Below are 20,041 nucleotides of genomic sequence, written 5' to 3'. Positions count from 1 at the left end.
ATGGAAAATAAAAAAGATATCGTAGCTATTGGTAGGGCGGCAATTGATTTAAACGCAGTTGAAATTAATAGACCGATGGAAGAGACAGAAACTTTTCGTAAATATGTAGGCGGTTCTCCTGTAAATATTAGCATTGGTGCATCTAAATTAGGATTAAATGTTGGGCTTATCGCTAACGTTTCAGATGATCAACATGGAAATTATATTACAGATTACTTAAATCAATTAGGTGTTGATACATCGGAAGTTCATATAGATGAAAATGGTCACAAGATTGGTCTTACTTTTACAGAAATTAAAAGCCCTAATGAATCTAATATAGTAATGTATCGTGAGGAAGTAGCTGATTTATACTTAGCGCCGGAACATGTATCTGAAGAATATATTAAAGATAGTGAATATTTATTGATTTCAGGAACAGCGTTAGCACAATCACCTTCAAGAGAAGCTGTGCTAAAGGCGTTATCTATTGCTAAAGCAAACGAAGTGAAAGTTGTCTTTGAAATAGACTATCGCCCATATACTTGGAAAACTGGAGAAGAAACTTCCATCTATTATGAATTAGTTGCACAGCAAGCAGATATAGTAATTGGTACAAGAGATGAATATGATATGATTCATCGATTTGCAGAGCAGACAGATGAAGAAATCAGTCAAACCTTGTTTAGTTATCAGCCGGAGCTAGTCATCATTAAACATGGTATACAAGGTTCTAAAGCTTATACAAAAGCTGGAGATTATTATGAAGGAAAGGCATTTAAGGCAAAAGTAATCAAGACGTTTGGCGCCGGTGATTCCTACGCTGCTGCATTTTTATATGCTCTGATTAAAGGCAAATCAGTCGACGAGGCCTTAAAATATGGTGCTGCTTCTGCAGCAATTGTTGTGAGTAGCCATAGTTCGTCGGAAGCAATGCCTACGAGTGAAATGTTAGAGAACTTTATTGAAGAACAAGAAAACCAGAAAATTTGATTGTTTGAGTAAGCGGTTTCTTAAGAGGAAGGTGATGTTATGACTGAAAATATATATTTTGGATGCGCACCTATTGCATGGACGAATGATGACTTGCCAGAATTAGGAAAGAAAAACACTTTTGAGCAATGCATTAGTGAAATGGCGTTAGCTGGATATGAAGGAACTGAAATCGGTAATAAGTATCCTAAAGAACCATCAGAATTACTTGAATATTTAGATCCTAGAAATTTAAGAGTCGCTAGTGCTTGGATTAGTCTATTTTTAACTACAGAACCTTTTGAAAAAACAGCAGAATTATTTATTAAACATAGAGATTTTTTATATGAAGTAGGAGCTAAAGTGATTGTGGTTTGTGAACAAGGAAAGAGCATTCAAAGAGACGTTAATAAGTCCGTATTCACTAAAAAACCAGAATTTTCCGAAAAAGAATGGTCTCTTTTAATTGAAGGACTAAATAGATTAGGAGTATTAGCCAAAGAAAAAGGAATGGAAATCGTGTATCACCCACATATGGGTACTGGTATACAAACTGATTCAGAAATTCAAAGACTAATGGAAGAAACAGATCAAGATAAAGTTTCTTTGTTATATGATACTGGTCATTTAGCACTTTCTGGTGAGAACCCTATAGAAATATTTGAAAAATATAAACATAGAATTAAACATATTCATTTTAAAGATATTCGTCAAAGTACTGCACAAATAGCGCGATTGGAAAATGATAGTTTTCTGATGAGCATAAAAAAGGGGATATTTACAGTTCCAGGAGATGGTTACATAGACTTTGCTCCAATTATGAAGGCAATTGGGAACTTTGGGTATCAAGGTTGGATTATTGTCGAAGCTGAACAAGACCCTGATAAAGCAAATCCATTTCGCTACGCGATGAAAGCCAAAAAATACTTGAATAGACTTAAGCAAGATAGAGAAAAGGAATACATTTCTTGAGAGGAGGGATGGTTTGGAAAATAATATAATTCAATTTGCAAAATTATCAGGTTTTGCTATTCCACAAATGAACATAAATGGTCTCATTTGGATTGAAGGTGTATTAAAGGCAGCAGAAAATCAACAGTCTCCAATTATTATAGGGACTACAGATAAAAATATTGAATATCTTGGCGGATACCAATTTATTCTAAATACGATTAAAAATAAAATTCAAGCTATGGAAATTACAGTCCCTGTGTTAATTCACTTAGACCATGGTCTCTCAGTAGAAAATTGTAAACGTGCTATAGATGTGGGATATGATTCTGTAATGTTTGATGGGTCCCAATTATCAATAGAAGAAAATATTAAGCAAACAAAAAAAGTCGTAGAATATGGGCACCAAAAAGGTGTGCTAGTAGAAGGTGAAGTAGGAGCAGTGGGTGGAGAAGAAGATGGTTTAATTGGACAAGTGAGATATGCAGATATTAATGAATGTGTTGCGCTAGTAAAAGAAACCCAATTAGATACATTAGCTCCTGCATTAGGCTCTGTACACGGAAAGTATCAAGGAGAGCCTAATTTAGGTTTCGAAGAAATGAAAATAATTAGAAATAAAGTAGATGTACCACTAGTGCTTCATGGGGCCTCGGGTATTTCGAACTATGATTTACAACGTGCTATAAAATTAGGACATGCGAAAATTAATTTTAATACAGAAATTAATATGTCTTGGACAAAAAAGTTAAGAGATACGTTAGAAGACGATAAAGATTTATTTAATCCTCAAAAAATTTTAAAACCAAGTATTCAAGCAATTGAACAAACAGCAGAAAAAATTATAAAAATGTGCGGTTCAAACAATCAAAACGAAGTATTTATTCAAAATTAATAAATGGAGATGAAAAGGTATGGAATTAAAAATTGGTATAATCGGTATCGGCGCTATGGGCAGAGATCATGTTGAACGTATTAATGAACGTGTGAATGGAGCAGTTGTTGCAGCTATTAGTGATATTAATAAAGATACTGCAATTGCTTATGCAGAAGAAATTGGTGCAACATTTTTTGAAAATGCAGAAGATTTAATCTCATCAGAAGATATTGACGCAGTAGTAGTTACTTCATGGGACCCAACGCACGAAGACTATGTATTAGAATGTATTAAAAATAATAAATATGTCTTTTGCGAAAAACCTTTAGCTATCGAGGCGTCTGGTTGTCTAAACATAGTACACGCAGAAACAGAAAAAAATAAGAAATTTGTACAAGTTGGTTTTATGCGTCGTTATGATAGAGGATACGAAGAGATAAAACATGAATTGCAGACAGGAACACTAGGGGAAACATTACTTATACATTGTACACATAGGAATGAAATGGTTGATGAAGGTTATGACACTCCAATGGCGGTTGAAAATACGGCTGTTCATGAAGTTGACGCTTTAAGATGGCTACTGGAAGAAGATTTTGTCACAGCTGAAGTACGTCTTCCTAAAAAACAAACTACCAAAACACATGCTAAATTGCATGATCCACAATTAATTTTATTAGAAACAGAATCAGGTGTAATTATTGATTTAGAAGTATTTGTTAATTGTCAATTTGGTTATGATATTAACTGTAAAGTTGTATGTGAACAAGGAGAAATTGGATTAACAAACCCAACTTACTATAGTATTAAAACAGAAAGAAAAGATTCTACACGAGTGCCAAGCGATTGGAAAGAAAGATTTATAGCGGCATATGATCGAGAATTACAAATTTGGGTAGATGGTGTGAAAAATGATAATATAACTGGCCCATCTGCATGGGATGGCTATATGGCTTCAGTAACCACAAGCGCTTGTTCTGAGGCTAGAGATACAGGAGAGAGAAAAGATATTAAATTTGAACCTAAACCTGGCCTTTATAATCAAAAACTGAGAGAAACAATATGAAGTTATCATATGTTACAGATAGTTTAGCGCATTTATCATTAGAAGAAGTGCTTAAGAAAATTACGGAGAAGGATATTTACCATATAGAGTTGGCTACAGGGGGTTGGTCTCCGGCGCCTCACGTGAAATTAAATGATTTATTAAATAATGAATCTTCATTAAGTGATTTAAAAGCACTACTATCAAAATATAGTGTAGAAATTGTAGCATTAAACTGTTCTGGAAATCCTCTAGATCCAGGAGAGTTAGGAAAAGAACATAGAGATATAACAGAAAAAACATTACAATTAGCAGAAAAATTAGATGTGAAAAAGATTGTTATGATGAGTGGCTTACCTCCAGCGTCACCAAAAGATGAAATGCCCAATTGGATTACTACTACGGTAAGTTGGCCACCACATTTGAAGGATGCGCTTGAATATCAATGGAATGATGTCGCAATACCTTATTGGAAAGACTTGGTTGAAATAGCTAAAAAACATGGCGTTGAAAAAATTGCTTTGGAAAACTTCAGTGCACAGTTAGTTTATAATCCTGAAACATTATTAAAGTTAAGGAACGCAGTAGATCCGATTATTGGGATGAATTTAGATCCTAGTCATTTATTATGGATGGGAGCAGACCCTATTCAATGTGCTAGAGCTTTAGAGGGTGCTATTCATCATGTTCACGGAAAAGATGTAAGAATTGAAAAGGGAGTTGCAGATTTAAGTACATTAATCGAAACAAAAGAAATCGAAGACATTAAAAATAGGTCATGGAATTATGTTGCAGTTGGATTTGGTCAAGACTTACAGTGGTGGAAAACATTTTTCTCTGTAATCCGTATGGTAGGGTATGACGATTTCGTTTCTTTAGAAATGGAAGATTTAACAATGTCTCCTGAAGATGGCGTTAATGTGTCGATTGATGCATTGAAACAAACACTTGTATAAATGCCAATAGCCATGAAAAATCCTGACAATAGTATTAATTACTATTAATTAAAGAAAAAACATACAAAAATAGTTTTTATTGGAATAAATTTTTATACTGGAGGTTGATGTATAATGAAAAATGTAAAATTAGGTAAATCTGATATAGATGTATTTCCTATTGCCCTCGGAACAAATGCGGTAGGAGGCCATAATTTATACAATAATTTAGATGAAGAACAAGGCAAAGAAGTTGTGAGGACAGCGATTAAAAGTGGAGTATCTTTATTGGATACAGCCTATATTTATGGTCTAGGACGTTCTGAAGAACTAATCGGAGAAACAATAAAAGAATTTTCAAGAGACGCATATAAAATTGCTACAAAAGGCGCTCATTATTTTGATGAAAATAATGAAGAACGTATTCTAATAAGCCAGAATTCCTAAAAGAACAAGTAGAACAGAGTTTAAAGCGCTTGCAAGTGGATTACATTGATTTATACTATATCCATTTTCCAGATGACGAGACACCTAAAAATGAAGCAGTTGCAGCATTAAAAGAATTAAAAGATCAAGGTAAAATTAAGGCTATCGGTGTTTCTAACTTTAGTTTAGAACAATTAAAAGAAGCAAATAAAGATGGTTATGTAGATGTAGTACAATTAGAATATAATTTATTAAATCGTGAAAACGAACATATTTTTGAATATACTTCAGAAAATAATATTACTTTTATTCCATATTTCCCATTAGTCTCTGGTTTGTTAGCAGGTAAATATACAGAAAATACTAAGTTTGATGACTTACGTGCTGAAAACCCAGATTTTCAAGGCGAAAAATTCAAAGAAAATTTAGAAAAAGTAAACAAATTAAGAAGTATTGCAGATAACCACAATGTAGAAGTCGCTCATGTTGTATTAGCTTTTTATCTTACAAGACCTTCGCTAGACGTTATTATACCAGGGGCGAAAAAACCAGAACAAGTAATAGCAAATTTAAAAACGCTAGATGTTAAATTAACTAACTCTGAAATCAATACAATCAATCAAATTTTTCCTAAAAATATTAAATAAAGAGGTGTCGTATGCCTATAATTAAAATAGATATTTTCAAAGGAAGAACCGAAGAAGAAATAAAGCAAATTCTCGATATATCTTATGAGGTTATGCTAGACTCTTTTCAAGCGCCAGTAGGCGATAAGTATCAAATTGTTACTCAACATGAAAATTTTGAGATGGAGATATTAGATACAGGTCTAGGTATTTCAAGAACTAAAAATATCATTGTTTTTACTTTAATCACGCGCCCAAGAACAAAGTCACAGAAAGTAAATTTCTATAGAAATTTAGCAAATTCTTTAAATACAAGATTGGGAGTACGTAAAGAAGATATTATGATTAATTTAGTTGAAAATACAGATGAAGATTGGAGCTTTTTTGGAGGAGAAGCCCAGTTCTTAAATGGAAGTTTATAAGTCCTCCAATAAATTAGTTATAAAGTAATTGTAGTTAACATAATATTTAATTTTATAATAATAAAGACACTTCTTTTTAAAGGAAGTGTCTTTTTATTATTTAGACAAAGTTTGTTAAGGATAGAAGTGATTCGATTTCTAGGCGATTTATAGGACAAGTACAAACGAAACTTATAAATAATCAGTAAAAGAGCTTTATTTGTAAGATTTTTACATACAAAAAGAGAGGAAGTACTAAGTACCTTTCTCAGATATAATATAGTATTGATGATATGGTATTTATTTATAATAGCCTCTTAGTTTATCATGTTAAGTTTTAAGCCAAGCTTATCTGAGCCTTCTTTATCTGATTCTTTTAATTTAATTGTTTTAAAGAATGAGGCAAAGAAAGATAACTGAAATAATTGGTATCATATAGTTAACAAGCGATGCGTATTCCATTGCTAATACGTCTAGTGATGAAGTTATAAACACACCACATGTATTCTAGGGTACAAACACTGACGTTAATGTTATAACCAAGCAACTTATATAAATTTTTTGAAATTAAAAATCTCAATCTCATAGCAAGTCAGGCTCTTTTCAACACGTTTAACTAAACATTGTAGTTTTTAGTTTCAAATTTTTTAACAAATAAGTTCAAAATAATGCCAATTAAAATTATACCACTAGAAATAAAAGTTATTATTACATATTCTACACCTGCATTTAATAGCAATGTCCCAATGATTGCTCCTAGGAAATTAGCTACATTAAATACTGATGCTGCAAGGGTACTAGAAAGTAACGGCGCTTCTTTTGCGCTTAATATAATTTTACTATTAAGCAATGGCACAGAACCGAAGTTTGCAAAACCAAACATAAAACAGACCACTATTGCTGTTACAGCGAATCCTAGAGCGTATGTTAATAACATTAATGTTATTATTAAAAAGACAAATACATAAGATAAATATTTGGTTAAGTTCTCTTGAGAAGCTTTACCTGATATGATATTCCCAATAACAGCTCCAGTGCCAAAAGCTAATAAGCATAATGTTAGACCAGATACATTAAATGGTGAAAACTGCTGAATCATTGGTTCCATAAAGGTATAAGTTGTAAAAACACCAGAGTAACCAAAAATTACAATTGAAATAACCAACAGAAAATACGGATTTTTAAATACTTTTAATTCTTGTTTTAAATTCATTTCAGAACTTAAACTTACATTAGGTATTACTTTAAGCAGTCCAATTAAAACTATTACACCTATAGCAACAATAATACCAAATACGATACGCCAACTTGCCACTCCGCCTATGAAAGTGCCGAAAGGTACACCTAGCATTACTGCTATTGTTAGCCCAGCTTGAACTAAGGCTATAGCTCCAGTTTCTCTTCCTTTAGGAACAACGGCAGCACCTACACTCATACATACACCAAAAAACGGTGCGTGCATACTCGCAGATAAAAATCTTGATAATAATAATATATTAAATGTCGGTGCTAACATAGCTATCACATTACTAAATATAAAAATCAAGGCAAGAATCGGCAATAATTTTTTAGGAGATACATTTAAAGTGAAAGCTCTAACTATGGGACCTAACACAGCAACACTGATAGCATAAACACTGATTAATAAACCAGCGCTCGATACGGAGGTGTTCATGTCTTTTGCTATTTGTGTTAAAAGCCCTGTAACAACATATTCTGTCATACCTATCGTAAAAGTGCCCAACATAAATATGATAAATAGTATTCTATATCCTTGTGTCATATTCGTCCCTCCTTCTAAAAATAGAGAACTTTAATTATTTTAACTAAAAAAGCAAGATTTCTATTCTACATATTTCAAGCTTAGGTTTCAAGAGTGTTTTATTCAGTAGCACCCTCTTAGCAAGCACCAACTTCACAATCCTTCTTACCTACATTAAGTTCTTAATTCTAATAACCTATATGCTGTACAACTATACTCGATTTATTAATAATTTTTAATTTGGAAATAAATATAAAGTTAAATATATACGCTAGAGCATAATAATGCTTTTGAATAAAATCATTTTATTGACTAAACATTAAAATTAGGTTAGCCTAACATTATTGTTTTTATATCAGAAAAGAAGGAAAGGAGTAATTTCATGCTAGATATAAAAAATTTATCTGTAACGTACGAAAATAAAACAGAAGCGTTACAAGATGTTTCTTTCCAACTTATAAAAGGGCAAATTGTAGGAATTGTCGGCCCTAATGGCGCGGGCAAAACAACATTAATTAAGTCTATAGTTAATTTAATGCCTCATAAAGGCATCGCCCGTTTTAACGATTTGCCAATAGCTAAGCAACCTAAAAATATTTCGTATGTCGAACAAAAAAGTAATATTGATTCAACATTTCCAATGAAAGTTTTAGACTGTGTGATGTTAGGGTTTTATCCGGTATTAAAACCATGGCAATTACCGCGTAAACAACAAAAGCAAGAGGCTGAAGCGGCACTTAAAAAAGTAAATATGCTTGAGTATAAGGATAATCAAATTGGAGAGCTATCAGGTGGACAATTTCAACGCATACTTATTGCGCGAACACTGGTTCAACAAACAGACCTTATTTTATTAGATGAACCTTTTGTAGGTATCGATATTACCAGTGAAGAAATTATTGTCGAATTGTTGAAAGAGTTATCTCAAAAAGGTAAAACAATTTTAATTGTTCATCATGATTTGTCTAAAGTGGAGAAATATTTTGATAGTTTAATTATTTTAAATAAACGATTAATTGACTTTGGTTCAGTAGCGACTGTATTTAATAGCAGTAATTTAAAAGCTGCCTACGGTACTGATATTTTAATCGCTTCAGAAAGTGGGGCGCATCATGGTTAGTCAGTTTATACACGATGTATTTGAATTTAGTTTTCTACAACGAGCGCTGATTACTTCAATTGTAATAGGTATGATTTGTGGTGTGATAGGGTGCTTTATAGTACTTAGAAGTCTTGCTTTAATGGGAGACGCGATTTCACATGCTGTCCTACCTGGCGTGGCGATCTCTTATATGATAGGGATTAATTTCTTTTATGGAGCCGTTGTATTTGGAGTATTAGCGGCATTAGGCATTGGTTTTGTTAATCAAAACAGTAAGATTAAGAGCGATTCTTCAATAGGTATTGTGTTTTCTTCATTTTTAGCGCTGGGTGTATTACTGATTACTAAAGCACAGTCAGCTATCGATTTGACTGAAATTTTATTTGGTAACGTGTTGACCGTGAAACCAGAAGATAGAACCATCACATTTATTGTAGTAGCGGTTGTATTGATAGTCATTATTGTGTTTTATAAAGAATTTTTACTATCCAGTTTTGATCCGACAATGGCAGCTGCGTCTGGTTTACCAGTTAAGTTTATTCATTATACGCTTATGGTTTTATTAACACTAGTAACAGTAGCTTCACTACAAACAGTAGGTGTAATTTTAGTTGTTTCATTATTAATTACGCCAGCATCTACGGCATATTTATTGACCAAAAGGTTATCAACGATGATCTTAACTTCTGCATTGATAGGCATGGTGTCATCTGTGATTGGACTGTTCTTTAGCGTGACCTTCAATTTACCATCAGGCGTAGTCATCGTGTTAGTAATTACAATAATATTCATCATTACATTCATCTTAGCACCGAAAAATGGATTGCTATGGAAAATGATTAAATCATAGACAGGAGGTCTCACAATGAAAAAGATAATATTAATTTTAGCTACAGCTTTATTAACGATAATATTATCAGCATGTGGCAATAACCAAAAAGACGCCGATTCTGACGGTAAGTTGGAAGCTGTTGATAAAGATAAAGTCAAAGTCGTTACAAGTTTTTCAATGATTGAAGACATGACCAAAGAAATAGGTGGGAAACACGTTGAAGTAACGAATCTTGTTCCTACTGGTACAGATCCACATGATTACGAGCCGCAACCAAGCGACATTAAACATTTATCTCAAGCCGATTTAGTTTTTTATAACGGATTGAATTTAGAAGGTGGAGATCAAGGTTGGCTCTCTAAAGCTTTAAGTTCTACTGATTTTTCTAAAAAGAACGCTATTAAAGCATCAGAAGGGGTTTCGCCTAAATACATTAAAGACGAAGATGGTAACAAAGAAGTAAATCCTCATGCTTTCATCGACCCAAATGTTGGGGAAAAAATGATTAAAAACATTACAAGATCATTATCAGAAAGAAACCCTAAACATAAAAATTATTATGAAGCTAATGAAAAAGAATATTTAAAGAAATTAAATAACATCGAGGATAACTATAAACAACAACTCGGTAGTATTCCTAAAAAAGACCGTGTATTTGTAGCTAGTGAACAAGCCTTTCAATATCTGACTGACCGTTATGATCTAAAAGAAGGTTATATTTGGCCAATTGATACGGATGAAAATGGCACTCCGAAACAAATCAAAGATTTAACTAAATTTATAAAAAGTAATAAACCTGCTACTTTATTTGTAGAATCTAACGTGGACACGCGTCCAATGAAAACAGTATCTAACGAAACTGGCGTGCCTATTTATAAAAAGCCAATCTATTCAGATGAAATAGGTAAAAAAGGCGAGCAAGCAGACACTTATTTAAAATACCTTGAATATAATTTAGATGTGCTTAAAGACGGATTGAAAAAATAAAGAGAATTAATAGCTCTAGAGGGATATTTACACTTTACGTAAAAAGTAAAAACTTCAATAATTAAAAAGCGGTGAGGTCAAGACAAGCGATATCTAATTAGTAAAATTAGATTCTTGTCTAGCCTTACCGTTTTTTATGTTTATTTGAATATACGTAATCACGTATACAATGTATTATTTTCAATGTTTAGCGCATGTTTAACGCCATATATTGCTATGTCTAGATGATATATAAATTAATACATAATTTGGATAGGTTAAATGAAATAAAGTTAACCAAAAAGCGCCACTTACTCAAATAAGTGAGTAGTGACGCTTTATAAAGAGCATATTTTAAGTAAGAGAACTTATAAATGTTGTAGCAAGACTAAAGTATACTAACATACTTACAATGTCGTTGATTGTTGTGATGAATGGTCCACTAGCCACAGCTGGGTCAATACCTATCTTAGTCATAAAGAAGGGTATTAATGAACCAATTGTAGTACCTACTGTCATAGCGATTGTTAAACTGATAGCTACAATCAAACCTAATAAAGGTTGGCTATAAATAATTACTATAACTAAAAAGAGAATGAATCCACATACACTACCAGTAATTAATCCACTCGTTGATTCTTTTAGAGCATGTTTAAATTTATTTTTCTTTTTCATTTCTCCTGTAGATATACCTCTTACTGATACTGCTAATGATTGTGTACCTGTATTACCAGACATACCACTAATAATGGGGATAAACGCTGCGAGTAGCGACACTTTTGCTAAAGTATCTTCAAAAGAGCTCAGTATCGTGGCGGTGATCATCCCTAAAAAAGTAAGCAATATTAACCAAGGTAAGCGTTTAGTCGCTCTATTAATAATTGTGCCTTCTGCATCACTCACACGGTCCAAGGCAGCCATTTTTAAATAATCTTCATTTGCTTCTTTATCGATTACATCAATGATGTCATCTACTGTAATCATCCCTAATAGGTGATTACGTTCGTCAACTACCGGAATAGCTAAGAAATCATATTTACGCATTACATGTGCAATTTCTTCTTGATCTATAAAACTCTCAATTTTAATGACATCTGAATTCATTACATCACTAATGAGTTGATTAGGATCTGAATTAATAATATTTCTAAGAGAAAGTACGCCAATGAGTTTATTATCATTATTCACTACATAGACTACATAAATTGATTGTACTTTTCCTGAACGCATTTTAATCTGATTTAATGCATCTCCAGTTGTTATTGTAGATGAAATTGATATATATTCGGTGGTCATGATACTACCAGCAGTTTCATGATGGTAACTCATTAAATGTTTAAGCTCATCCGCTTTCTGTTCTGGTAAGGCGTTAAAAATTTCTGATTTTTGGTCACTATTTAATAGATTTAATACATACGTTGCATCGTCATCTGACATTTTTAAGATTGCTTCTTTAGAAAAATCACTAGGTATTTCTTTAAAGACAATTGAAATATCATATCTTAGATTTTCGGCATTACTTAAAATTTGCGCCATCTCTTCTGAGTTTAGAAAGTGATACATATATAATCTTTCTTCTTCATCCACTAAAAAGAAAAATTCACTTTTTTCATATGGATGTAAACAAGAAAAACTATATACAAATTGGCTATCTTCTCCTTGTTGAATCATTTTCAATAACGCTTCATATTTATTAAATAACGCGTTATTTCTTTCTAGGATATTATTGTTTCCTATCATTTTATCATCTCCAATCATAGAGGTTTTCTTGTTAAGTGAACTCGGTATCATTTTATTTTCTGAAAATGTTAGTTGTTTCATCGTCAAACGGAGTGCTACGCAAAAATATTAGTTGAAGCTCATGCTTAGTCCCATACAAATAGGTTTTATAATATTTTTTAGATTTCTCACCCATTATGACGCGTGCTAATACAGTTATATAGTGTATTTCGTATTCACTACATGCTCACTTAAAAAGCATGTGTGCAATTATGACATATTTTGGGAGCTGAAACAATATGTTTAGGTTAACCTAATTATATGATGCTCTACTTATGTGTAATTGTTAATATTTATAGGTGTCTTGATATAGAAAACACTTTTGCGTAAAAAACCTTAACTTAAAGTATTGATTTTCTTCACAATACAAAGATTTTATGAGTTGTATTAGCTAAATGAAAGGGACTTTTAACTAATAAGTGTATACATTTTCAAATATTATCGTATATATCTAACTGCAGCTAAAATTACGTATTTTAACTGAAACAGTATAAAAGAGCTGGTTAGTTTGCAAGAAAGCTAATTTTTAGTTGTAAGGAAGATATTTATTTGTAAAATTTGAAATTTTTGCATAATTTTTAAAAATAATGGTATATTACATGTAAGGGCTTACATTTATGGAAAAGGAGAGATTTTAAAAGGGAAATTATGTATAACAGTTTGGATTAAATAAAGATAGGAGATACCTATATGAAAGTAATTCCATTTTCAGATTTAACAAGCATCATTAAAAAAGGTGATGTTATAGCTCTGGCAGCCTTATCCACGGCTAATTTACCAGCTGAGATACTGAAAACGTTAGTCGAACATAATGATGAAAATCAATCTTTTAAGAATTTTACCTTTATGCTAGCGAATGACATTAGTGATTATCGTGGTGATAGTTATGATTTAGATTCTTTTACAACAAGAGGTATGATTAAGCGATTAATTACAAGCATCATTACTGGTTCACCAGAAACCATCAATGCAATGCGTAATAATGACATTGAAGCATATTATTTACCACAAGGCGTGATTACAACACACTATAGAAGTAAAACGCAAGCTTCACCAGGCATAATATCTAAAATTGGCCTAAATACCAATGTTGATCCTCGTTATTCAGGCGGTAAAGTCAATACTCGTACGACAGAGGATTTAGTATCATTGATAGAAATTAATAAGCAACAGTATTTACAATATCATTTTCCTGATATTGATATAGCACTATTAAGAGGTACATATGCCGACACAGATGGAAATATTTATATGACTCATGAAGCGCATTTAGGTGAAGGTTATAGTTTGGCGGCTGCAGCGCATAGGAATAAAGGAAAAGTAATTGTTCAAGTTAAAGATGTTGTGGAAAAAGGTAGCTTTAACCCGAGCGATGTGTTTATTCCAGGAAAGCTCGTAGACTATGTAGTTATTAATACAAATCCAAAACTTCATAGACAAGTCATACAAACACAATATGATCCTGCACTCTCTGGCCATTATCAAATCGCTAAGATGCGAGAACCATATATATCTTTAGGTACCCGTAAAGTAATATTGAGGCGCGCAGCTCAATTTCTACTCGAGGGAGACGTAATCAGTATTGGTTTTGGCATAAATAATGAATTATCTAATGTGTTAAGCGAAGAACAAGTGAATCATCTAGTACAACCGAATATTGACACAGGGGTTTTCGGTGGCTTAATCAGTAGTGGATCACGATTTGGCATGAACTATAATTTGAGTGCCCGTATGAGACACGACATGACATGGGACTTCATTTATAACGGTGGTTTAGATGTAGCTTATCTCAGTTTTGCCGAAATTGATCAATTTGGAAATGTGAATGTTTCAAAATTTGGAGATAAAATGAATGGCTGTGGAGGCTTTATAGATATCAGCCAAACGGTGCATACCATTGTTTTTTCAGGTTCGATGGTTGTCGGGGGTCAACTATCTTACAAGAACAACAAAGTGACTGTTGAGCAAGAAGGTCATACTTCAAAATTTGTAAATAATATCGGTAATACGGATTTTAACGCCCATAACGCATTGGAACTTAAACAAGAAGTTTACTTTGTAACGGAACGAGCAGTTTTTGAATTAACGTCCAAGGGATTGAAACTTCTTGAGATTGCACCTGGATTGGATCTAGAACAAGACATTTTGGCACAGATGGCATTTAAACCTATCATTGCTGATGATATCAAAGTGACTAATAGTGATATTTATCAAGATGAATGGGGAGGATTGTCTCAAGCAATTAAGTCGGTACATCGTATTTAAATAAGGGGGAGAAAAATATGAACTACGACTGGATTAAAACAAGAGCAACGTTTGATGATAATAAAGCCGCAGTGATTGATCCATTTAAAGGAACTGAATGGTCCTATAAAGATTTGAATATTCGTGCAGAAAACTTAGCTAATTATTTACAAGATCAAGGTATTAAACGTGGTGATGTCGTCGGTATATTCACGCCCAATGATGTAGCACTATTGGATTTAATGTTTGCGTCATTTAAATTAGGCGCCGTATACTTACCAATTAATTGGCGTCTTAAAACGCAAGAGATTGAAAGTGTTATAACTGATTCAAATGTAAAACTGATTTTCTACGCTGAGAAACATGTTTCAAGTTTAGAGGGCGTTGCAGATGAATTACTACACATGGATATAGATTCAAAAGTATATGATGATATCGTAGACCCAACGCAACATCGCCCTTTCAATACTGTAAGTGTTGAAGGAAGCGATTTAGCCTCTCTAATGTACACAAGTGGTACTACAGGATTACCTAAAGGAGTTATGTTCTCATACGACTCTTTTGTAAATAATCCAATTAATGTAGCGCTGACTTATAAAATTAATTCAACTTACACAACAATTATTTCAACGCCTATGTTCCATGTGTTAGGATTTAACGATTTGACGCTACCTTTATTAATGGCTGGTGGCACACTTATACTGCAACGTTACTTCAATGGAGAATCGTTAAATGATTTAATGGCTCAATATCAACCAAATTATTTAATTCAGATTCCAACGATGTATTATGCCATGTTAGTAGCCGATAACTTTGATTTGAAAAATTTTGAAAGTATTGATTTCTTAATTCAAGGCGGTTCATCACCGTTACCAATGGTGCAAAAGAAATTTAATAGCATGGGTTATTCTATTATTAATGGTTATGGCTTAACTGAAGCACCGCTCGTCATGGTTAATACACCAGAAAATGGCGCGCAGAAACCGGGCAGTATTGGGCAACCAGTAATGTTCATGGATATATGCATATTTGATAATAACTTTGAAGAAGTAGAAGTTGGAGAAATTGGTGAGCTTGGGGTGCGTGGGAATAATGTAACGCCAGGTTATTGGAACAAACCAGAAGAAACTGCAAAAACGTTTCATGGCGAGTATTTCTTAACTGGTGATTTAGCAAAAGTAGATGAAGATGGTGATGTCTATATCGTTGATCGCCGCAAAGAGATGATTATTACTGGTGGTGAGAATGTATTACCTTCTGAAGTTGAAGCGATATTATCAGAACACCCACTCGTAGCTCAAAGTGTTGTCGTAGGATATGATAGTCCAAAATATGGTGAGTCAGTTTCTGCAGCGGTCGTACTTACTGAGAATGATCCAGACTTTGAACAGAAATTAGATGAATATATGAGAGAAAATATTGCTGGTTATAAAATACCGAGATTATATCTAAAATTAACACATATGCCATTGAACTCTACATCAAAAGCAGACAAGTTAGAACTTCAGAAATATATGAATGAAAAAGCTCAGAAGTTAGTTCAAGGTAAAGATGAATTAAATTAATAAGCAAAAAATTTTTAATATAAATGTAAGCGCAAACATTATAATGGAGGTTTTAATTATGCCAACAAAGGAAGAAACAATTAAAGCACTGTACCCAGAAGATATCTTAAGCATTGCGAAAGATTTAACGGAAGGTGAAGTTAAATTACTAAAACAGTTGAATGATATGTTAGAAGAAAAATATCGAGACTCAGTAAATGAGCATTGGCTAAATGCTACTGAGCCAGAGGACTATTTTGAAGAGTTAGGCAAATTAAATTATTTCAGAAATCCATTACTCTTTGAAGGTCGTGAAGGTGCACAAACACCGAGTCAAATGTTCCAATTTTTCATGTCGTATACAATAGCAAGATTTGATGTATCTTTAGCGACACTATTAGGTGTACATCAAGGTTTAGGACATAATTCATTTTGGTTTGGAGGCAGTAAAGAACAACAAGCTTACTATCTACCAAAATTACAATCTCATGAATTGCGTACATGTTTCGCACTAACTGAACCAGAGCATGGATCTGATGTTGCAGGTGGATTAGAAACTACGGCTAAAAAAGAAGGCGATGAATGGATTATCAATGGTGAGAAAAAATGGATTGGCGGTGCAAATGTAGCAGATGTTATGCCCGTATATGCGGTTGATGTCGATACAGGTAAGCCAAAAGGTTTCATCATTGAACCAAGTCAAGAAGGCGTGGAAATAGAATTATTAGAACATAAAATTGCACTTAGAATTGTTCCTAATGCAAAAATTCGTTTAAAAAATGTAGTCGTCAAAGAGGAAAATCGTCTGCAAAATATTAATACTTTTAAAGATATTGCGAAAGTATTGTATTCTACACGTGCAGGTGTGGCGTATATGGCTACAGGTGCTATGGCTGGTGCCTTAAAAGCAACCACGGATTATGTAACAAAACGTAAACAGTTTGGTAAAGAAATTAGTAAGTTCCAGTTAATTCAAGAAAAGTTAGCCATGATGCAAGGTAACTTAGCCCAAGCAATGGCTACATGTGCACAACTTGCGCGCATGCAAGCCAATGGAGAATATGACGAAGTAGCGACTTCAACTGCGAAAATGATGAACTCATTAAGATTAAGAGAATCAGTAGCTATGGGCCGCGGTGTACATGGTGGTAACGGTATTTTAGCTGGTGAGTACGATATCGCTAGATTCTTTGCAGATGCTGAAGCTATTTACACTTATGAAGGTACACATGAAGTTAACGCCTTGGTAATTGGAAGAGCAATTACAGGTGACTCAGCATTTATTTAATACACATATATGTAGTTCAAGAAAAAATTTGGAGGGTTTAGTATGACGATAAGAAAAGCAACAGTATTAGGCGCGGGTACGATGGGCAGTCAAATCGCAGCGCTGCTTGTTAACGCAGGACTAAAAGTAAAACTGCTAGACATTGTGATAGATGAAAATGATCCTAATAAAATTTCAAAAAAAGCATATGAGATAATAACAAATCCTAAACGTCCACAATTATTTGATTTAGCGTTTGCATCTAATTTATCTTACGGTAATTTTAATGAAGATTTAGTAGGGCAAGATGATGCAGATATTTATATAGAAGCAGTTAAAGAAGAAGTAGATATTAAACATCAGGTTTGGAATAAAGTCAAAGACGTTGCCAAAAAAGAAGCTATATTTGCAACGAATACGTCAGGGATTCCAATTGAGTCAATAGCAAATGTATTTGATACACAAGATAAAGAAAGATTCTTTGGAATGCATTTCTTTAATCCACCACGCATTATGAAATTAGTGGAGATTATCCCAAATAGCAACACTTCTGAAAAAGTGGTTGCACGTGTGCAAGCATTTGCTGAAGACGTACTTGGTAAAGGTGTCATTGTAGCAAATGATGTGCCAGGATTTGTTGCTAACCGCGTAGGTACTCAAACGATGAATGACATTATGTATAGAGCTGAAAAGCAAGGGTTTTCTATTACAGAAGTAGATGCCTTAACGGGTCGAAGTATTGGCAGACCTAAGATGGGAACGTATGGTTTGTCTGATTTAGTTGGGTTAGATATTGCTTTAGCGGTTATCAAAGGATTACAAAGTATACCCGAAGAGCAACCTTTCTTCCACGATATTAAACTATCTGAAAAATTAGTAGAAAACGGTGCATTAGGTAATAAAACCAAACAAGGCTTTTATAAAAAAGTAGATAAAAAACGTTACGTGTTTAATCCAGAACAAAATGATTATGTAGCGCCTGAACAACCACAATTAGAAATTTTAGCTAAATTCAGTAAAGACTTAGCCAATAATTTGGATGTTATCTTTAATGCACAAGATGATGCAGGCGTGTTCTTATGGGAAACGTTAAGAAACAATTTCTATTATTCAGCGGTTAATGTACCTAAAGCTGCAGAATCCTTTAAAGATATTGACCGTGCATTAGTATGGGGATTCAATTGGAAACTAGGTGCATTCCAGCTATGGGATTTAATGGGATTCGAACGTGTGAAATCACGTATGAAAGAAGAGTTAGGTCAGCTACCAGATTGGATAGAACAACGTACTACACCATTCTATAGTGAAGGTGAATCTATTGAACGAATTACACCAGTAGCAGAATATATTGATGAAGAAATCTGGGATAAAGAGGATTCAAATTTATCAGTAGCTAATAAAGATCAACTTCTATTAAAACTACAAAGTAAAAACAATGTTATTTCTAACGGCTTCCTTGATGATTTATTAGATGCAATTAATAAATTAGAAAGTGAAGACTATACGAGTATGGTCATTTATGGCGGTGGAAACAACTTCAGTGTTGGTGCGAACTTATTCCAAATGAAAAGAGCGCATGAAGAAGGTCGCGTAGTAGAAGAAGTTGGCGCAGCAGTTGAGCAATTGCACCACGTTTTCTCTAGATTGAAATATTCGTTGAAACCAGTAGTGACAGCAGTCCACGGTAGAGCTTTAGGAGGCGGTTGTGAATTAGTTTTACATTCACCAATTGTAGTTGCTGCAAGCGAGTCTTATATAGGTCTTGTTGAAACAGGAGTTGGCTTGTTACCTGCTGGAGGTGGTCTTGCTGAATTAACAGATAGAGTGCTACGTACGAATCATAAAAATGATGATAAACAAAAATCAATTACAGATATACTGATGCAAATCGGTTTTGCAAAAGTTTCAACTAATGCCTATGAAGCTATCAGATTTGGTTATTTAAGAAATACAGATACAGTAATTCTAAATACCGAAAGACGTGTAGAGGTAGCCTTAAACAGAGCCCGTTATGAAGCGGAAACAAATTATGTGCCAACACCAAAAACACAATATATAGCATTAGGAAAAGACTTTAAAGCATTGGCTGAAGGTCAGTTAGATGCACAACGTATAGGTCATTTTATTAGTGACTATGATTATGAAATTACGTTGAAAGTGGCAGAGGTATTGTCAGGCGGAGATGTTCCGCGTAACACTTACGTTAATCAAAGATATTTGCAAAAACTTGAAAAAGAAAGATTTTTAGAACTTTTACAAAATAAAAAAACGTATGACAGAATTTCACACATGTTAGAAAAAGGTAAACCACTACGTAACTAATCATTAATCAG

Annotated in this window: 15 protein-coding genes and 1 pseudogene; 14 read left to right on the top strand and 2 right to left on the bottom strand. The window is 33.4% G+C overall.

Features of this window, described 5'->3' with window-relative positions; all coding sequences use genetic code 11:
* The 7 genes and pseudogenes from iolC (at position 1) to J5E45_RS04975 (ending at position 6,233) form a co-directional block, all read left to right on the top strand.
* On the top strand, positions 1 to 972 hold the full coding sequence (gene iolC, locus J5E45_RS05005; protein ID WP_208181712.1) for a 5-dehydro-2-deoxygluconokinase: 972 nt from the start codon (positions 1 to 3) through the stop codon (positions 970 to 972).
* Between the two features lie 39 nt (positions 973 to 1,011).
* On the top strand, positions 1,012 to 1,923 hold the full coding sequence (gene iolE, locus J5E45_RS05000; RefSeq protein ID WP_101050714.1) for a myo-inosose-2 dehydratase: 912 nt from the start codon (positions 1,012 to 1,014) through the stop codon (positions 1,921 to 1,923).
* A gap of 13 nt (positions 1,924 to 1,936) precedes the next feature.
* Positions 1,937 to 2,797: a ketose-bisphosphate aldolase gene (locus J5E45_RS04995; RefSeq protein WP_259338805.1), complete on the top strand. Its 861-nt coding sequence runs from the start codon at positions 1,937 to 1,939 to the stop codon at positions 2,795 to 2,797.
* A gap of 19 nt (positions 2,798 to 2,816) precedes the next feature.
* Complete coding sequence (locus J5E45_RS04990; protein WP_101050715.1) at positions 2,817 to 3,845, top strand: Gfo/Idh/MocA family protein; 1,029 nt, start codon at positions 2,817 to 2,819, stop codon at positions 3,843 to 3,845.
* Entirely contained in the window at positions 3,842 to 4,780 is a 939-nt protein-coding gene (locus J5E45_RS04985; protein ID WP_208181710.1) for a sugar phosphate isomerase/epimerase family protein, read from the top strand. Before J5E45_RS04990 ends, J5E45_RS04985 begins: the two co-directional genes overlap by 4 nt.
* A gap of 114 nt (positions 4,781 to 4,894) precedes the next feature.
* A pseudogene (locus J5E45_RS04980) lies at positions 4,895 to 5,832 on the top strand (aldo/keto reductase).
* Positions 5,833 to 5,843: 11 nt separating this feature from the next.
* Positions 5,844 to 6,233, top strand: coding sequence for a tautomerase family protein (locus J5E45_RS04975; protein ID WP_101050718.1), 390 nt, complete (start codon positions 5,844 to 5,846; stop codon positions 6,231 to 6,233).
* 595 nt (positions 6,234 to 6,828) lie between these two features.
* On the opposite strand, the gene J5E45_RS04970 is transcribed toward J5E45_RS04975, so the two are convergent.
* The gene (locus tag J5E45_RS04970) at positions 6,829 to 7,995 is read right to left on the bottom strand and encodes an MFS transporter (RefSeq protein ID WP_101050719.1); all 1,167 of its coding nucleotides are present in this window, start codon (positions 7,993 to 7,995) and stop codon (positions 6,829 to 6,831) included.
* A gap of 361 nt (positions 7,996 to 8,356) precedes the next feature.
* Here J5E45_RS04970 and J5E45_RS04965 point away from each other — a divergent pair, with 361 nt between their 5' ends.
* Genes J5E45_RS04965 through J5E45_RS04955 form a run of 3 tightly spaced genes read left to right on the top strand, consistent with a single transcriptional unit; the run spans position 8,357 to position 10,895 of the window.
* Entirely contained in the window at positions 8,357 to 9,094 is a 738-nt protein-coding gene (locus J5E45_RS04965; RefSeq protein WP_107548604.1) for a metal ABC transporter ATP-binding protein, read from the top strand.
* A complete protein-coding gene (locus J5E45_RS04960) occupies positions 9,087 to 9,926 on the top strand; it encodes a metal ABC transporter permease (RefSeq protein ID WP_107548605.1) in 840 nt (279 codons plus the stop codon). Before J5E45_RS04965 ends, J5E45_RS04960 begins: the two co-directional genes overlap by 8 nt.
* A gap of 15 nt (positions 9,927 to 9,941) precedes the next feature.
* Positions 9,942 to 10,895 (top strand): metal ABC transporter substrate-binding protein, encoded by a 954-nt coding sequence (locus J5E45_RS04955; protein ID WP_208181709.1) that lies wholly within the window; start codon positions 9,942 to 9,944, stop codon positions 10,893 to 10,895.
* A 333-nt stretch (positions 10,896 to 11,228) separates the two neighbouring features.
* Here J5E45_RS04955 and mgtE read toward each other — a convergent pair whose 3' ends face one another.
* Positions 11,229 to 12,614 carry a magnesium transporter gene (mgtE, locus tag J5E45_RS04950; RefSeq protein ID WP_107548607.1) on the bottom strand — a complete coding sequence of 462 codons (1,386 nt, stop codon included), beginning with the start codon at positions 12,612 to 12,614 and terminating at the stop codon, positions 11,229 to 11,231.
* Positions 12,615 to 13,343: 729 nt separating this feature from the next.
* Between mgtE and fadX the strand changes: the two genes are divergently transcribed.
* From fadX to fadB, 4 genes are read left to right on the top strand one after another with little or no spacing between them, the layout of a single operon-like run.
* Positions 13,344 to 14,918: a fatty acid degradation protein FadX gene (gene fadX / locus J5E45_RS04945; RefSeq protein WP_039067182.1), complete on the top strand. Its 1,575-nt coding sequence runs from the start codon at positions 13,344 to 13,346 to the stop codon at positions 14,916 to 14,918.
* A 17-nt stretch (positions 14,919 to 14,935) separates the two neighbouring features.
* Positions 14,936 to 16,462 carry a long-chain-fatty-acid--CoA ligase FadD gene (gene fadD / locus J5E45_RS04940; RefSeq protein ID WP_039067180.1) on the top strand — a complete coding sequence of 509 codons (1,527 nt, stop codon included), beginning with the start codon at positions 14,936 to 14,938 and terminating at the stop codon, positions 16,460 to 16,462.
* Between the two features lie 58 nt (positions 16,463 to 16,520).
* Positions 16,521 to 17,729: an acyl-CoA dehydrogenase FadE gene (gene fadE, locus J5E45_RS04935; RefSeq protein ID WP_107548610.1), complete on the top strand. Its 1,209-nt coding sequence runs from the start codon at positions 16,521 to 16,523 to the stop codon at positions 17,727 to 17,729.
* 42 nt (positions 17,730 to 17,771) lie between these two features.
* Positions 17,772 to 20,030: a 3-hydroxyacyl-CoA dehydrogenase/crotonase FadB gene (gene fadB / locus J5E45_RS04930; protein ID WP_069792647.1), complete on the top strand. Its 2,259-nt coding sequence runs from the start codon at positions 17,772 to 17,774 to the stop codon at positions 20,028 to 20,030.
* Positions 20,031 to 20,041: the final 11 nt, after the last annotated feature.

It is taken from the genome of Staphylococcus shinii (genome assembly GCF_017583065.1).
In the GTDB taxonomy this organism is placed as follows: Bacteria; Bacillota; Bacilli; order Staphylococcales; family Staphylococcaceae; genus Staphylococcus; species Staphylococcus shinii.
Note: the sequence above shows the minus strand (reverse complement) of the source record. Positions and strands in the feature narration are given on the sequence as shown.

Bases quoted from the DNA above. Each gene is read 5' to 3' on its own strand.
- J5E45_RS04985 (WP_208181710.1), top strand. From the start codon at position 3,842: ATGAAGTTATCATATGTTACAGATAGTTTAGCGCATTTATCATTAGAA.
- J5E45_RS04965 (WP_107548604.1), top strand. From the start codon at position 8,357: ATGCTAGATATAAAAAATTTATCTGTAACGTACGAAAATAAAACAGAA.
- J5E45_RS04990 (WP_101050715.1), top strand. From the start codon at position 2,817: ATGGAATTAAAAATTGGTATAATCGGTATCGGCGCTATGGGCAGAGAT.
- fadD (WP_039067180.1), top strand. From the start codon at position 14,936: ATGAACTACGACTGGATTAAAACAAGAGCAACGTTTGATGATAATAAA.
- fadB (WP_069792647.1), top strand. From the start codon at position 17,772: ATGACGATAAGAAAAGCAACAGTATTAGGCGCGGGTACGATGGGCAGT.
- mgtE (WP_107548607.1), bottom strand. From the start codon at position 12,614: ATGATAGGAAACAATAATATCCTAGAAAGAAATAACGCGTTATTTAAT.
- J5E45_RS04970 (WP_101050719.1), bottom strand. From the start codon at position 7,995: ATGACACAAGGATATAGAATACTATTTATCATATTTATGTTGGGCACT.
- iolE (WP_101050714.1), top strand. From the start codon at position 1,012: ATGACTGAAAATATATATTTTGGATGCGCACCTATTGCATGGACGAAT.
- J5E45_RS04975 (WP_101050718.1), top strand. From the start codon at position 5,844: ATGCCTATAATTAAAATAGATATTTTCAAAGGAAGAACCGAAGAAGAA.
- fadE (WP_107548610.1), top strand. From the start codon at position 16,521: ATGCCAACAAAGGAAGAAACAATTAAAGCACTGTACCCAGAAGATATC.
- iolC (WP_208181712.1), top strand. From the start codon at position 1: ATGGAAAATAAAAAAGATATCGTAGCTATTGGTAGGGCGGCAATTGAT.
- J5E45_RS04955 (WP_208181709.1), top strand. From the start codon at position 9,942: ATGAAAAAGATAATATTAATTTTAGCTACAGCTTTATTAACGATAATA.
- fadX (WP_039067182.1), top strand. From the start codon at position 13,344: ATGAAAGTAATTCCATTTTCAGATTTAACAAGCATCATTAAAAAAGGT.
- J5E45_RS04960 (WP_107548605.1), top strand. From the start codon at position 9,087: ATGGTTAGTCAGTTTATACACGATGTATTTGAATTTAGTTTTCTACAA.